Source organism: Phocaeicola sp. HCN-40430 (assembly GCF_037890285.1).
In the GTDB taxonomy this organism is placed as follows: domain Bacteria; phylum Bacteroidota; class Bacteroidia; order Bacteroidales; family Bacteroidaceae; genus Phocaeicola; species Phocaeicola acetigenes.
Window position 1 is genome coordinate 18,506 of the sequence record NZ_JBBKBS010000008.1, and the last position, 15,775, is coordinate 34,280.

The following is a 15,775-nucleotide window of genomic DNA, read 5'->3' on the forward strand; positions in this document are numbered from 1 at the left end:
ATATAAACAAATACAAACCGATTTGGAGATAAAAAAAGGAACCGGCCGACGTATTTCAATAAAAAAGCTCCGGATGCCTACAGACCTCCGGAGCTTCCCTCATTGTAAGATGTGAGGATGGATTTGTTTAGATAAAAATTAATTATGAATATATAAAAAACACTCCTTATGCATCGATATTCGCATAAGTCGCATTCTTTTCAATAAATTCACGGCGAGGAGCTACATCGTCTCCCATCAGCATAGAGAAGATATAGTCTGCCTCTGCGGCATTCTCAATATTTACCTGTTTCAAAATACGGGTTTCAGGATTCATGGTAGTTTCCCACAACTGTTCCGGATTCATTTCACCCAAACCTTTGTAACGCTGAGTATGAATACCTGTCTCTGTACCGTCACCGTATTTCTGAATGAATGCCATACGTTCTTCATCGGTATAGCAGTATTCGCTTACTTTTCCCTTTGAACATTTATACAAAGGAGGAGTAGCAATATACAGATGTCCGCCTTGAATTACTTCAGGCATATAGCGGTAGAACAATGTCATAATAAGGGTGTCGATGTGTGAACCATCGACGTCGGCATCGGTCATGATAATTACCTTGTGATAACGCAATTTATCAATATTGGCCTTCTTGCTGTTTTCTTCTCCGTCTACTCCGAAACGGATTCCCAATGCCTGAATAATATTGTTTACTTCGTCGCTTTCGAATGCTTTGTGCCACATTGCCTTCTCCACGTTCAGAATCTTACCACGCAACGGCAAGATAGCCTGGAACTGACGGCTTCGTCCCTGTTTTGCAGAACCACCTGCAGAATCACCCTCGACAAGGAACAACTCACATTCTTCTGCTACACGACTTGAGCAATCGGCCAGTTTACCCGGCAAACCGCCTCCACCCATCGGGCTCTTGCGTTGTACCGATTCACGGGCTTTACGCGCTGCAATACGCGCAGTAGCTGCCAATACAACTTTATCTACAATTGTCTTGGCTTCCTTAGGATGTTCTTCCAGATAATAAGTCAAAGCTTCACCTACTGCCTGATTGACAGCTCCGCTTACCTCGTTATTACCCAACTTGGTTTTGGTCTGTCCTTCGAACTGAGGCTCTGCTACCTTCACTGAGATTACAGCAATCAGCCCTTCACGGAAGTCTTCTCCGGAAATTTCCACTTTCGCTTTTTCCAGTGCCTTGCTTTCTTCAGCATATTTCTTCAATACACGAGTCAGAGCAGTACGGAATCCGGCTTCGTGTGTACCACCTTCGATGGTATTGATATTGTTTACATACGAATGCAGGTTTTCGCGGAAGCCAGTATTGTACATAATGGCACATTCAATAGGAATTCCCTGCTTTTCAGTATTCAGATAAATGACGTCTTCAATTAATGGAGTGTTTGTAGAATTCAAGAAGCGTACAAACTCTTTTACTCCTTCTTCCGAATGGAAAGTTTCACTCTTATAAGAGCCATCTTCCTCCCGTACACGCTTGTCAGTCAAAGTAATGGTAATACCTTTGTTCAGATAAGCCAATTCACGCATACGAGCCTGCAGAATGCTGTATTTATACTCGGTTACAGTAAAAATACTTGCATCTGGCCAGAATGTCTGACGAGTACCGGTGATATCACATGTACCAACCTCTTTCACTGCATACAGAGGCTTACCACACTCATATTCCTGCTGATAGATTTTTCCATTGCGGAATACATTGGTTGTCATGTGAGTAGACAATGCATTTACACACGATACACCAACACCATGCAAACCTCCGGATACCTTGTATGAACCTTTATCGAATTTACCTCCGGCATGAAGCACGGTCATAACGACCTCCAATGCCGATTTCTTTTCTTTTTCATGAAAATCAACAGGAATACCTCGTCCGTTATCTTGTACGGTAATTGAATTGTCTTCGTTGATAGTTACTTCTATATGGGTACAATAACCGGCGAGGGCCTCATCAATTGAGTTGTCTACCACTTCGTAAACCAAATGGTGCAACCCTTTTTCACTGATGTCGCCGATATACATAGCGGGACGCTTGCGTACAGCCTCAAGTCCTTCCAAAACCTGAATGCTACTTGCCGAATAATTACTTCCGCTGTTAGGTGTCAGTTCTTCGCTCATTTCTTTATTAATAACTTAGATTTTTAAGTGTTCAAAGTTACTAAAAATCTATGACATTGCGCCTCTCCCTCTATCTAAAAATACTAAAATAAATAAGGTAAAGCGCATTCTACCTCACTTCAAAGAAGTGCAAAACACAGTATAGAAACAGACCGGATTAAACAATAAAACAGACAAAGAATATTTTCACAGCAAGGGGAAAACGACAAAAGGCTGAGTTATAAAACCCAGCCTTAATATCTTTAAAAAACAGGCAACAACTTAAGCCAATTTGCTGATATGAGCAGACAATTTAGCCTTCAAGTTTGCAGCTTTGTTCTTGTGGATAATGTTACGTTTAGCCAACTTATCCAACATTTTCTGTACATTAGGGAACAAAGCAACAGCTTCACCTTTGTCAGTAGTTGCACGAAGCTTCTTCACTGCATTACGCATAGTCTTTGCATAATATCTATTGTGAAGTCTTCTCTTTTCTTCTTGTCTAATTCTTTTGATAGATGATTTGTGATTTGCCATCTCGACTAATCTTTAATATTGTTCGTGATTTTGTTTATTATGTAGCCCGTGGGGGAATCGAACCCCCCTTTCAAGAATGAAAATCTTGCGTCCTAACCGATAGACGAACGGGCCATCCTTTACTCCCAGAAAGAACTTCTGAGCCCGCAACTGAGGATGCATATCTCTCGATTGCGGTTGCAAAGGTATGAAGAATTTTCATACCTGCAAAACTTTCTGATATTTTTTTTCAATTATTTGATTACAAAGACCTACAAAAAGTCTAAAAAGCCATCTTCCCATATATCTCAGCTCCTTTTATGTATTCATTTTAGTTCAGATTCTATATCTTTGTATTACTATGTTACAAAAATATACAGGCATCGTACTACATACAGTAAAGTACAACGACAAATCGAACATTATCCACATCTATACGGAGACCGAAGGAGAAATGTCTTTTTTGGTTCCACTCCCCCGTTCACGCAAGGCTACAGTAAAATCAGTCTTGTTTCAACCTTTGTCGATTGTTGAATTTGAAGCGGAAATACGTCCCAAGACAGGACTTCACCCTATCAAAGAAGCCAGAATGTGGTATCTATTCCACAGTCTTCCTTACGATCCATACAAATCGGCCATTGCCATGTTTCTGGCAGAATTCCTGTTCCGTGCACTTAAAGAAGAAGCGGAGAACAGACCACTTTTTGCTTACCTTATCCATTCTATCCAATGGCTGGATACATGTGATAGCAATTTCGCCAACTTCCACCTGGTCTTTCTGATGCGTCTGTCCCGTTTTTTAGGACTCTATCCTAATACAGAAAACTATACTGATGGCTGCTACTTTGACTTAATGAATGCTTGTTTTTCCCCTTCTAAGCCTTTGCACGGAATGTTTGTACGGCCCGAAGAAGCCGCACAAATCCGCACACTACTACGTATGAATTACGACACGATGCATCTTTTCAGCATGAGTCGCCGAGAACGGAATCGTTGCTTAGACATCATGGATGAATATTACAGACTCCATCTTCCAGACTTTCCGGAACTGAAATCACTGACCGTGCTACAGGAATTATTTACCTGAACATTTATTTATAAAGTATCCAACGAAACATTTCTTTCAACGAAGGCTTTTTACCATACATCAAAATACCTACACGATAGATTTTTCCTGCTGTCCAAATCAACCCTAGGGCAGTGCCATACAAAATACATAGCGACAATATCAGCTGCCACATGGGAGCATCAAAAGAGAGTCGGACCATCATTACTACCGGAGATGTCAGCGGAATCATTGAACACCATACAGCTAACGGACCATCCGGATTATCTGCACTGGCAATAGCCGCATACATAGCAAAAACCAACAACAGTGTAACCGGAAGCATAAACTGTTGTGAGTCTTCCTGCTCGTTTACCGAAGCTGCAATAGCCGCAAAGATAGAGGCATAAATCAGATAACCTCCTATAAAATTCAGAACAAAAAACGCGCCCAACTTCAGAAAATCCATGTTGTATAAAGCAGCCAGTAAAGATGTCGTATCATCACTCACAGGAGCTGCAGAAGCTCCCATCATTGCTCCCGTCATATCAGGCGACTGCAAGGCAGAATAGCCAAAGGCAGTACCCGTCACGCCTAAAATCACAAACAGCATTACTCCCCAAATACACAACTGCAGAATACCAACCAGACCGATGCCAATAATCTTGCCAATCATCAGCTGAAAAGGTTTTACTGAAGAGATAATCAATTCTACAATACGGTTTGTTTTCTCTTCCATTACACTCTGCATCACCATTCCACCATATGCCATGATAAACATATAGATAAGAAAGGTAAGTATCATCCCTGACATCATTGCCACCAAAGAATTCGACTCACTGGCAGTTCCATCATCTGCCCACTTCACAGTACGTACCGAATATGAAGTTTCAAAATCGCTCATGATATCTTCCAGCTGCGGGATATCATATCTTTCCAGCTTATCATGACGTATCTGTTCATTCAGTACCTCATTTACCAGACGAGACAAGCTCTTAGGCACTTCCTTACGAGAATAAATAGTAGCAGCCTCCGGATGCTGAATCAAATCATCCGTAATCATCACCACCGCACTGACATCCGTGGTATCACTACGAAACTCAGGCTCCATTTTCAAGGCCGGTACAAAGCTATACGACTCGTTGTTTCTGAATTGAGGAAGATACTTTCCTGTATCATCAATGACTACTACCTTCTGAGGCACATCACTTTTCACCATAGAGAGCCATACCGGTACAAAAACAGTAGCTGCTATAATGAAAGGCATCAGAATTGTCAGCACAATAAATGATTTCTTGGTCACGCGATGCAAGAATTCACGTTGTATAATAATCCATATTTTAGACATAGCTTTTAGTTTTTAAGATTGTAAATCTTCAAGCAAAAGTGCTTACTGATTGCTTTTTCCTTCAACCGTACGGATAAATATTTCGTTCATAGAAGGAATACATTCTGCAAACGACAGAATTTCTGTCTGCTTCCCAAGTTCCGACAATAAAACAGTATTAGGCACATCCTGCAACTTTCTCACCGTATAATATCGCTCCTGTCCCTCTTCTTCCTTCAAAGCAGCCTCGAAAAGCGGTGTATCTTGCAACAACACATCTCCTTGTGTGACCAGTGTATAAGTATCGGTCTTGAAACGACTACGAACTTCTTTCACTTCCCCTTGCAGAACCACTTCCGAATGGCTTATCAAGGCAATCTTATCACAAATTTCTTCTACTGAAGCCATATTGTGTGTAGAAAAAATAATGGTATGTCCTTTTTGCTTTAACTCCAATATCTCCCTTTTCAGCAATTCGGCATTCACAGGGTCGAAACCAGAAAAAGGCTCATCGAATATCAGTAATTGAGGTTCATGCAGCACCGTAATGATAAATTGCACTTTTTGCTGCATTCCTTTAGACAACTCTTCCAACTTTTTATTCCACCAGGAAGTAATTTCAAATTTATCGAACCAATGTTTCAAACGAGTTGTAGCGTCTTGCCGGCTTAACCCTTTCAGCTGTGCTAAATAAATGGCTTGTTCGCCTACCTTCATTTTCTTATACAAGCCTCGTTCTTCGGGAAGATATCCAATACGATAAATATCATCCAGACGAGACAAATGACCGTCAAAATACACTTCTCCGGCATCAGGAGCCGTAATACGGTTGATGATACGGATTAAAGTGGTTTTACCGGCACCATTCGGCCCGAGCAGACCAAATACTTTACCTTCGGGCACCTGAATGCTGACTCCGTTTAGAGCCGTATGGTCTGCATAACGCTTGACCACGTCTCGTGTTTCCAAAAAGAAATTGTCCATAAACTCATGTTTTATCCAAATTTACAACTCCTCATCTCCCAATCCAAGAAAAACAGCAATAAATTCAATTTCAAATCCATTTCCTCTATCCTATACTTTGCAAGAATATGCTTTCACACTTCCATCCACCTCATTATAAATAGAATAAGCATGAAATAAGAATACAAATAAATTTCAAAACCACTTCAGCGAAGAAGTGTTTAAATATAAAGGAAAATCATCATGAAAAGACAAGAACACTGCTAAAAATTCAATATAAAACCATCGAACGAATCATTCTCTCCCATTCCCATCTTTTCATGCTTCATACGGTTCTTACGCTTTTTCAAAGCCGCCTTGTTTGTATTCAGTAAATACAAAATCTCAGCGTTGGAGATTCCTATTTTTATCAGACAACACAGATGAATATCCGTTTCTGTAAGGGCAGGAAACTGTTTCCACAAACGTTCTGCAAAATGATGATAACAAAGATTCACTACCTCCACCAGATTAGCCAGTTCATCTGCAGAAAGCATAATCGAATCACTATTCCGATTTTTATCCCGCTGGCTCATTTCATTCAACACCTCCATTTTTTTGATTACTTCACTATGACGCAATACTTCCTTACGCATAGACTGCTCATTGGACAAATATTCTTTAATAACCTTTTCTCTCTCCGATAATTCCGTTGCCAAGTTCAATTCCCTGCTTACCATTTCTTCACGTGCAGACTGCAAGGCAATAGTTTCTTTCTGAAGTTGCAAACGAATCTGCTTCATCAGGTCATCCTTTGAGCGAATTTGTTCCGACATTATCCGTTTTTCTTCCCTATGTGTAAAAAAGGATACCATCCCTACAATCATTACCACCGTACAGATACTAAAAAGAACTACATAAAGACGCTGCCGTTTTACTTTCAGCAGTTTGTTCTCGCTCTGCACCAACGAATAATCATATTTCCGCTGGAGTTCCGTCAGTTTAAACGACAATTCTTCCTCATGAATACTATCCAACAGTGCCGCATAACGCTTGCTATGTTCCAATGCTCCTGCATAGTTTTTCATTTTCTCCTCGTACATGCCCCACAAACGATGATGACCGGCTTTTTCGTACAAAGTAGTGTATCGGGGGTCTTTCTCAAAATAAAAACGGGCAGAATCGTATTGTGCCATGTTCAGATAAATCTCTCCCTTATTGATCCATAAAGGATAAAGTTCCGTAGAATCCTGCTGAAAGATGCCAATGCTACGGTCAAGCAAACGTAAAGCTAAAAAATATTCCCCTCTCAGACGGGCCGCCAAAGACAAATGATTCAATAAATAAGCGTCATAATATCTGTTTTCAATCATCAAAGACAATTTTAATCCTAAATTCAACATACTGTCCGCCTGTTCGTATTTCCCATTCAGCAAATACCCCCATCCCCAATTATCATACAAATTCACCAAAGCCAATGTATCTTTCAACCGAATGACATGTTCTTTCGCTACCCTATACTTCCCGATGCCATCCTCTGTATCTGTTTCATCTATCAGGAAACTTCCCCAATGCAGGTTTAGCAGAAAACGAAGTCGATCATTGGAGATATTCCTGCTTGCCCTGTCTGCCAGTTGAAAATAGCTCAATGCCTTTTCCTTTTCTCCCGAATCACGACAATACTGTGCCAAATAGAAATAAGTCCATGCTTTATACAAAGAGTCCGGGCTGTCTTGATAATACCGCTCTGCAATGCGAAGAAGAGAATCGTTTTCTACCGGAATATGATTCTTATATTGCGCCTGTGTAAACAACAATGCATAAAAAGCTTGGCTTTCTTCATCAAACTTTGAGACTTGCGGTATATGCTGCAACAACTTCCATGCACTGTCCGGTCTTTCCTGCATCAATTGTTCCACCTGTTTCAGAGGCATATCTGTCCCGTCCGATTGCTTTTGATAAAAGAGCGAAAACAGTATGAACAATACTATAATGACACCAAGAATAACAGCATATATATGTTTCATAGTATTTTTCAAGTAAAGACATGTACAAAGATAACAAATACATATAAATACCCAACAAATACGCTCTATTTTTCCTCCTTTTTCAACGGGTATCTGGTATGTCTACCTTTTTATTCCATACACAAATAATAAGTATTAATTATCAAGATGTTACAATCCAAACATGTCTACCTCTTGTCCACCTGTCTTTCTTGCATTACTACCTACCTATACATAACTTTGTATCATACCAAAATCATAATATAAATGCCATGAAGAAAATATTTTTACTACAGACCATCTCCTTATTACTTATATCAAGTAATATTTATGCTCAGGAAAAAATATCTTTAACATTGAGCAACAAAAAGCCTTCTAACACCCAAAGTCAGATTCCCATTGATGTTTCAATAGAAGAAACAACAATCATGATTCTGTTTAAGGAAAACTCCACTTACCAAGTAATCGTAAAAGGAGAAGTAGGCATTGTATATCAAAAACTTCTTACAGCTACTACCGCAGAAACTATCCGTATCGAATTACTCCCATATAAGGAGGGGAATTACAGCATCCTCTTCTACGATATGGAAGGAAACGAAATAGAAGGAAACTTTTTGACACCAATCGAATAAATAAGTAATCATGATACAAGAGAAAATATACAGCTTTATTGATATTTTGCTTTCAATTGCACTATGCCTTGCTTGCATATATGGAACAATAGAAAGCATCTGTCATCAAGAGTGGTTACTGACCGTCATCATGGGACTCTCTGCAATCAGCACCCTATACGGAGTGTTTACATGGAAAAAGAATAAAGAACCTTTCATGCAAGCAGAAGTATATATGCTCACCATTGCCACTGCAATCTGGTGGATATTTTTCTTTTACATGAATGGATACCCTTCGCTCACAACTGTATGCATTGTAAGCAGTATACAGACATTATATCAATGGCTACTCATCAAACAAAGAAGAAATGCGACATAAAAGTCAGATAAGGTAAGATTTTGGTTCATGCATTTTTACAGACTAATTCAAGAATTAAAAACCTCGCTATTGCAGTGGCGAAGTCTCGTCATTGCAGGGACGAGGGCGCGTCATTGCAGGGGCGAGGGTTTCGGATAAAGGATTGATACGCCAAGGAACGGCTAAGACAGGCATAAAAAACAGTTCGGGAAAAGAACCGGAATATGCTTCCGCCTCTCTTCCCGAACCATTGTTTCCTGTCGCTTCCCGCAGGGAAAAAGTCCGTCTGCCTCAGGCATTCTTCGCCTTGAAGGCAAGCGCATACATACGCATCTGTTTCACCATTGCCAGCAGACCATTACTACGGGTAGGCGACAAATGTTCTTTCAGACCGATTTTTTCAATAAAATACAAATCGCTGTTCAATATTTCATCGGGAGTATGCCCTGATACCACTTTAATCAGTAAGGTTACAATACCTTTTACAATCAAAGCATCACTCTCTGCCTGAAATATAATTTTTCCATCCACCAAGTCAGCCTGCAACCATACACGGCTCTGACATCCATCTATCAGATTTTGTTCTGTTTTATATTTCGGATCGAGTGGTTCCTGTTCATTGCCCAAATCAATGAGCAACTGATACTTATCCATCCAGTCTTCAAAATCGCTGAATTCCTCGATTACCTCGTCTTGCAGTTCGTTAATTGTCTTCATATCTTTTATTTTTTTATTTTTCATTATAAATCACCGTCATCACAGTCTGGCCTACAGCCTGCAAAGTAGCCTTGTCAATATGTTCCATATTATCTTTCAGTGTATGCCAGGTATGATTAAAGCCTGTATCACTGTTCGGGTCGAAATCGATGACATCGACACACGGAATCTGGCGGAACCGATGTACATACATGTGATCGTCGGTAATATGTCCTCCATCTTTTTTCAAGAAATAATTTCCATACCCTATACGATGCGCTGCATCCCATATCTTCTGCATGGCGGTATGAGCCGTATTTTTGGAATAGGCCTCGTAATAGAACGATGCATTCTTACCGCCTACCATATCGAGCAAAATACCAAAGCGAGCCTTGTAGTCGGGTACATGCGGAATACGTCCCCAATATTGTGAACCCAAACACCAAGTATCGCTGCGATGGGTACCTTCATAGAAATCAGGTGTTCCATAATCTTCCGCATCGAAGAATACAATATCAACTCCAATAGCCGGTGCTTGCTTCTGCAACTGACGGGCTATTTCCAGCAAAACACCTACCCCACTGGCTCCGTCGTTTGCCCCATCGATAGGAGTACGGTGATGCTTTGCCTCATCTTCATCGGCATACGGACGTGTATCCCAATGTGCGCAAAGTAAAACTCGCTTTTTCGATTCCGGGTTATAAGCCCCAATAATATTACGGGCCTTCAGCATTGTACCATCGTACGCCATCAAGTCGGCATACTGATTATACACTTTCGCTCCAAATCCAGCCAACTTATCAGCCAGATAATCGCCACAAGCCTTATGAGGAGCCGAATTCGGCACACGTGTACCAAAAGCCACCTGCTTTTCTACATAAGCATAAGCACTGTCAGCATTGAAAGCCGGAGCCTGCACAAAGGCCTGTTCTTCCGTCTGTTCTTCCTGTTTGGCTTTGTTGTTACTACTGCCACACGCCACACATGCACATGCCAGCAAACACACTCCTCCTATATTTCTAATCAGTCTTTTCATTTCCGTTATCTTTAATGATTACAGCTGCAAAGGTAGCTGTTTTTCTGCACTTCTTCCATCACCCGCAGGAAGTTTCCTCCCCAAAGCAGACGAATTGCCTCTTCATCATAACGCTCCAACAAGAAGCGCCGTGTCAGATTAATCAGTTCCGACGAATCATTGCACCCTATAATACCTCCATCGCCATCGAAATCGGTTCCGATGCCCACATGTTCTATGCCCATCACACTGACCATGTGATTGATATGTTCAATTGCATCCTCAATCGTAGCCGGAGCATCCTGACGCAGGAATCCGCTATACAGACAAACCTGCACTACACCACCCTTGTCGGCAATAGCCTTGAGTTGTGCATCAGTCAGATTACGAGGATGGTCGCACAGTGCCCGTGCAGAAGAGTGAGAACAAACCACCGGCTGCGCACTGATATCCAACGTATCATAGAAAGTCCGTTCACCGGCATGCGACAAATCAACCATCATGCCTACCCGATTCATCTCCCGGATGACCTGCTCACCGAAAGCGCTGACACCCAGATTCTCTTCATTATAACGTGCCGAACCGCAGATATCATTGTTTCCATTATGGCACAATGTCATATATACCACCCCTCTTTGGCGGAAACGTTCCACATTACTTAAATCTTTACCAATGGCATATCCATTTTCTATACCCAGCATAATTGCCTTCTTTCCAGCCTGCTTCAAACGATACAAGTCGGCCGGAGTATAAGCAATGTCTACGGCCGTGCAGTTCATGGCCACCATACGCTCTATCTCGTTCAGCAAGCGGTCTGCCTTGGCTGTTGCAGCCAGCAAAGCTTCTTCTGTACGTTCTTTCTGTGCCAGATAAGCAACCATAATGGTGGCATCCTGACGCCCTTCGGTCATTTTATGCAAATCGACCTTGATTTTAGGGTCACGAGACGCAAAATTAATTTGCTGACCAAAGAACATGGGCGTATCACAATGGGTATCGAGAGTCAGCAAACGGCTGTGCAAGCGTTTTGCCCTACGGAAAGAATGAGCCTCACGTACCAGCCAGTCGAATATCGGCATCATGTATTCATCCCCATTCAAGATGAAACATTCGGGATGCCACTGTACTCCCAGCATCGACTTATATTCGGTACTTTCAATTGCTTCAATCACTCCATCGGGAGCATAAGCCGAAACACGAAAGCCGGGTGCCGGCTCCTTGACTGCCTGATGATGGAACGAATTGACAGCAACAGTAAGAGTATTCAGCACATCCGACAATAATGATTCGGGGACAATCTGAACAGTATGCGAAGCGTAAGCCCGGTCAAGTTTCTGACTATGTTTGACAGACTCTCCCTCCCGCTGCGCATAAATGTCCTGATAAAGGGTTCCCCCCATTGCTGCTGTCATCACCTGCATACCCCGGCAAATACCTAATATAGGAAGTTGGCGATTTGCTGCCAGACGTACCAGCAATAACTCCTGACGGTCGCGATGGGGATTAATGTCCTGCAATTCGCGTATCGGCTCCTCGCCCACATACAACGGATTCAAATCGGCACCACCACTCAATAAAACGGCATCAAGCGTATCGAGCAAACCGATCAAAGCATCTGTATCTTCTGTCGGAGGAATCACAACAGGAATACCTCCCGCCCGAAGAACTGAAGTATAATAGCCCGGGGCCAGCATCAAATTACCCTCACTGAAATTCGCCGTAATACCTATCAAAGGAGCATCGGCATGATTGGGAAAGCGACTATGTAGCGCCTTATAGTCCGCTTCAATATCGAAGTTTTGAAACGTTTTCATAAGTTAAATCTTTCTTAGAAGTGAAACAAAGATAGAGATAAATCCAGATTATTTTCCCATATTTGAAAAAAATCTAATATATGGAACCAATCCGATCACTCAGCCAATTAGTGAATGTATTGCGCTCTCGCTGTATCCGCCGCAGAGTGGCAGTAGTTTGCCCCAATGACCCTCATACAGAATATGTCATTATCCGAAGTCTGCGTGAAGAGATTGCGTCTTATCTATTGGTAACCGATGAGAACCACCGGACTATAGCCGACCGTCTGCATGCCGCCTCTCCGGACTTCGTCCGTGTATATACCGCACCCACGCCCGACGAAGCTGCTGCACTGGCCGTAGAGCTGGTACGAACAGGCGAAGCCGACATTCTAATGAAAGGGCTTATCAATACAGACAATCTGCTTCGTGCCGTACTTAAGAAAGGAAAAGGATTACTGCCCGAAGGAGGAATACTCAGCCATGTTTCCCTTGCACAAATCCCCTTATATCATAAGTTGCTTTTCTTTTCGGACGCAGCAGTTATTCCACGTCCTTCTCTGGAGCAATTCCGCGCCATGATAAAGTCGGATACGCAAATCTGCCATCGTTTAGGACACGAGCAACCCCGCATCGCACTGATTCACTGCTCCGAGAAAACCAATGAAAAATTTCCGCATACATTAAGTTATGCACAACTGAAAGAAGAAGCTCTACAAGGAAGGTTAGGAAAGATTTTCATAGACGGACCAATGGATGCAAAGACAGCCTGCGACAGACACAGTGGAGAAATAAAAGGACTCAGTTCTCCTGTTGTGGGAAATGCAGATATTTTAATCTTCCCGAATATCGAATCCGGAAATACTTTTTACAAAACCTTATCGCTGTTTGGAGATGCAAATATGGCGGGCATGCTTACAGGAACCATTGCCCCTGTAGTTGTTCCATCGCGTAGCGATTCGGGTAATTCAAAATTTTACAGCCTGGCATTGGCTTGCCTTGCCGGCAATCAAAACGACTGACTGTTATGAAAATACTTGTAATCAACCCAGGGTCTACTTCGACCAAACTGGCTGTATACGAAGACAGCACACAGGTTTGGAAAGAAAGTGTCTATCATTCTGCCGAAGAACTGGCTCCCTATCATCACATCAACGAACAGTACGAATACCGGAAAGAGCATGTATATACAGCACTTGCCAAGGCCGGAATACCCCTTCACTTCGATGCCATCATAGCTCGTGGAGGTCTCCTTAAGCCCATTCCGGGAGGAGTATACCGCATCAATGAACGTATCAAGCATGACCTTTGGAATGCCAATATGGAACATGCTTCCAATCTGGCAGCACTCATTGCTGATGACATTGCCTCTCACTCCGGATGCCCTTCTTTTATTGCCGACCCTGTAGTTACTGACGAGTTGCGCGACATTGCACGACTGACCGGTATTCCGGAGGTTCCAAGAATCTCCATCTTTCATGCTTTAAACAGCCGGGCAGTTTCAAGACAATATGCAGCCAGCATTCACAAAAAATACGAAGAGCTGAATCTGATTGTAGTGCATTTGGGAGGAGGAATTTCGGTCAGTGCGCATCACTTCGGAAAGGTAATTGATGTAAACAACGCATTGAATGGAGAAGGTCCGTTCAGCCCGGAACGGGCAGGTACAGTTCCGGCACGTCAGCTGGTAGACCTTTGTTTCAGCGGCAAATATAAATACGAAGAAATACGGAAAATGCTGAACGGCAAAGGAGGATTACTTGCTCATTTAGGAACCACAGATGTACCCACTATCGTGCGATGGGCACATGCCGGAAATAAAAAACATAAGCTTGTATTGGATGCCATGATTTACACGGTAGCCAAACAGGTAGGTGCCATGCATGTAGCCCTGGAATGTCAAACCGATGCCATCATCCTGACAGGTGGTATCGCACACTGCCAATATTGCACCGATTTACTCACACAATGGATTCATAAGCTGGCTCCGGTCATCATCATCCCCGGAGAAGACGAAATGGGAGCATTGGCCATGAATGCACTAGGAGTATTACACAAAGAACTCCCATTACAAGAATATTTATAAAAGGCACGAGACTATTTCAAAACAGATTTGAGATAGTCTCGTATCTTTTTAGTCCTCTGCATTTATCTCTAAGATATTAAGATTTTCCCCGATTCAATGCACCTGCAGAAAACAAATCCATTATCATAGACAAAAGTGCCTGATTCTATTCACTGACTTCATACGACGTCGTCGGCTGCACAAACAACCACGTTGGCTGCAAAGCCAACACCGGCGGCTGCACAATCAACGACGGCGATTAAAACCTCCGACGTCCATCGCTGTTTCCCGATTCCTGTTACATGATACGCTCCTCAAGAAAAGACAAAGGCCATCTCAAGTTTATCTGAGACAGCCTTCATCAAACGTCAAACTTACTTCAACCCTTTATTTAAAAACTTGCGTCATGGGGCGTCCTACCCAAACTTGAGGCTGTTTTACCCCGAAAATATATGCAATAGTAGAAGCTGTATCATATTGCATCATACTTTCTTCAAACTCGCCCCCTCTTTTCACATTTTTTCCTGCAATGATAAAAGGAATTTCCATTTCCTCCAAAGTAATTCCTCCATGTCCGGTCTTAATTCCTCCATGATCGGACGTCATCATAATAATCGTATCCTCCCACATCCCGGCATCTTTAACAGCCTGCATAATACGTCCGGCATAACTGTCCAGTTCCTTCAATTTGTCGTAGTAAGATGGAGTATCATGTCCTGCATCATGTCCCGTATGGTCTAACTGATCAAAACATACCGCAATAAAATGGGGACGTTCGGCCTTAATATATTGTTCGGCCATTTCGCAAAGCAAAGTCGGATGATTCGCATAATCAGGAGCAAGAGCGTGATGAGAAACAGCCAAAGAATCTATCAGATATTTAATCCCATCCCACTCATACAAACAAGCTGTTTTCAGTTCCGGTTTCTGTTCTTGCAAGATAGAAAAAATCGTAGGAAATACGCCATGTTTATTCAAGACTCTGGAGGGAATTTCCGGAGTTTTGGAACCCCATTGAGTATATCCGTGAATCTCCGTAGCAGCTCCATTAAACATCGAAGCCCAATTTATTGCACTTGAAGAAGGTAACACGCTGCGTTTCTTCAATGTATAACAACCCTCGGCCATCAATTGGCTGATATGAGGAATATCTTTCGCCTTCGGAACACTGTAAGCTCCCCATCCATCTAAAGCAATCAACACTACATGCTTGGCTTTCGGCTTTCCCGCATACAAAACCTGACTGATTCCTATCAAAAGGAAACAAATAAAAACAAATGTCTTTTTCATA

At 42.2% G+C, this 15,775-nt stretch carries 14 protein-coding genes and 1 tRNA gene; 5 read left to right on the top strand and 10 right to left on the bottom strand.

All coding sequences use genetic code 11. The annotated features are described in order from the left end of the window. Positions 1 to 166: 166 nt before the first annotated feature. The 3 genes from gyrB to WKU26_RS05055 form a co-directional block, all read right to left on the bottom strand. Positions 167 to 2,131: a DNA topoisomerase (ATP-hydrolyzing) subunit B gene (gene gyrB, locus WKU26_RS05045; RefSeq protein ID WP_178265719.1), complete on the bottom strand. Its 1,965-nt coding sequence runs from the start codon at positions 2,129 to 2,131 to the stop codon at positions 167 to 169. Between the two features lie 261 nt (positions 2,132 to 2,392). Then, entirely contained in the window at positions 2,393 to 2,647 is a 255-nt protein-coding gene (rpsT, locus tag WKU26_RS05050) for a 30S ribosomal protein S20 (protein WP_178265720.1), read from the bottom strand. A gap of 42 nt (positions 2,648 to 2,689) precedes the next feature. Then, positions 2,690 to 2,761 (bottom strand) — tRNA-Glu (locus WKU26_RS05055). 226 nt (positions 2,762 to 2,987) lie between these two features. Between WKU26_RS05055 and recO the strand changes: the two genes are divergently transcribed. Next, a complete protein-coding gene (recO, locus tag WKU26_RS05060) occupies positions 2,988 to 3,713 on the top strand; it encodes a DNA repair protein RecO (protein ID WP_269878037.1) in 726 nt (241 codons plus the stop codon). A gap of 4 nt (positions 3,714 to 3,717) precedes the next feature. Here the strand turns inward: recO and WKU26_RS05065 are convergent, their stop codons facing one another. From WKU26_RS05065 to WKU26_RS05075, 3 genes are all read right to left on the bottom strand, one after another. Next, positions 3,718 to 5,019, bottom strand: a complete 1,302-nt coding sequence (locus tag WKU26_RS05065) for an ABC transporter permease (RefSeq protein WP_340321138.1) — start codon at positions 5,017 to 5,019, stop codon at positions 3,718 to 3,720. Between the two features lie 42 nt (positions 5,020 to 5,061). Then, positions 5,062 to 5,982, bottom strand: coding sequence for an ABC transporter ATP-binding protein (locus WKU26_RS05070; protein ID WP_340321139.1), 921 nt, complete (start codon positions 5,980 to 5,982; stop codon positions 5,062 to 5,064). Positions 5,983 to 6,224: 242 nt separating this feature from the next. Further along, positions 6,225 to 7,967: a tetratricopeptide repeat protein gene (locus WKU26_RS05075; RefSeq protein WP_340321140.1), complete on the bottom strand. Its 1,743-nt coding sequence runs from the start codon at positions 7,965 to 7,967 to the stop codon at positions 6,225 to 6,227. 251 nt (positions 7,968 to 8,218) lie between these two features. On the opposite strand from WKU26_RS05075, the gene WKU26_RS05080 reads away from it, so the two are divergent. Together WKU26_RS05080 and WKU26_RS05085 are read left to right on the top strand one after the other, a co-directional pair. After that, complete coding sequence (locus tag WKU26_RS05080) at positions 8,219 to 8,578, top strand: DUF3244 domain-containing protein (protein ID WP_340321141.1); 360 nt, start codon at positions 8,219 to 8,221, stop codon at positions 8,576 to 8,578. 10 nt (positions 8,579 to 8,588) lie between these two features. Continuing rightward, positions 8,589 to 8,936, top strand: a complete 348-nt coding sequence (locus WKU26_RS05085; RefSeq protein ID WP_178265726.1) for a hypothetical protein — start codon at positions 8,589 to 8,591, stop codon at positions 8,934 to 8,936. Between the two features lie 270 nt (positions 8,937 to 9,206). Here WKU26_RS05085 and WKU26_RS05090 read toward each other — a convergent pair whose 3' ends face one another. From WKU26_RS05090 to WKU26_RS05100, 3 genes are read right to left on the bottom strand one after another with little or no spacing between them, the layout of a single operon-like run. Then, on the bottom strand, positions 9,207 to 9,632 hold the full coding sequence (locus WKU26_RS05090) for a SufE family protein (protein WP_178265727.1): 426 nt from the start codon (positions 9,630 to 9,632) through the stop codon (positions 9,207 to 9,209). A 13-nt stretch (positions 9,633 to 9,645) separates the two neighbouring features. Continuing rightward, complete coding sequence (locus WKU26_RS05095; protein WP_340321142.1) at positions 9,646 to 10,647, bottom strand: M20 family metallopeptidase; 1,002 nt, start codon at positions 10,645 to 10,647, stop codon at positions 9,646 to 9,648. A gap of 11 nt (positions 10,648 to 10,658) precedes the next feature. Further along, a complete protein-coding gene (locus WKU26_RS05100) occupies positions 10,659 to 12,440 on the bottom strand; it encodes a gamma-glutamyl-gamma-aminobutyrate hydrolase family protein (RefSeq protein WP_340321143.1) in 1,782 nt (593 codons plus the stop codon). 80 nt (positions 12,441 to 12,520) lie between these two features. Between WKU26_RS05100 and WKU26_RS05105 the strand changes: the two genes are divergently transcribed. Both WKU26_RS05105 and buk read left to right on the top strand, forming a co-directional pair. Then, on the top strand, positions 12,521 to 13,441 hold the full coding sequence (locus WKU26_RS05105) for a phosphate acyltransferase (RefSeq protein WP_178267245.1): 921 nt from the start codon (positions 12,521 to 12,523) through the stop codon (positions 13,439 to 13,441). Positions 13,442 to 13,446: 5 nt separating this feature from the next. Then, the gene (gene buk / locus WKU26_RS05110; RefSeq protein ID WP_340321144.1) at positions 13,447 to 14,505 is read left to right on the top strand and encodes a butyrate kinase; all 1,059 of its coding nucleotides are present in this window, start codon (positions 13,447 to 13,449) and stop codon (positions 14,503 to 14,505) included. A 366-nt stretch (positions 14,506 to 14,871) separates the two neighbouring features. Here buk and WKU26_RS05115 read toward each other — a convergent pair whose 3' ends face one another. Beyond that, the gene (locus WKU26_RS05115; RefSeq protein WP_340321145.1) at positions 14,872 to 15,774 is read right to left on the bottom strand and encodes an alkaline phosphatase; all 903 of its coding nucleotides are present in this window, start codon (positions 15,772 to 15,774) and stop codon (positions 14,872 to 14,874) included. Position 15,775: the final 1 nt, after the last annotated feature.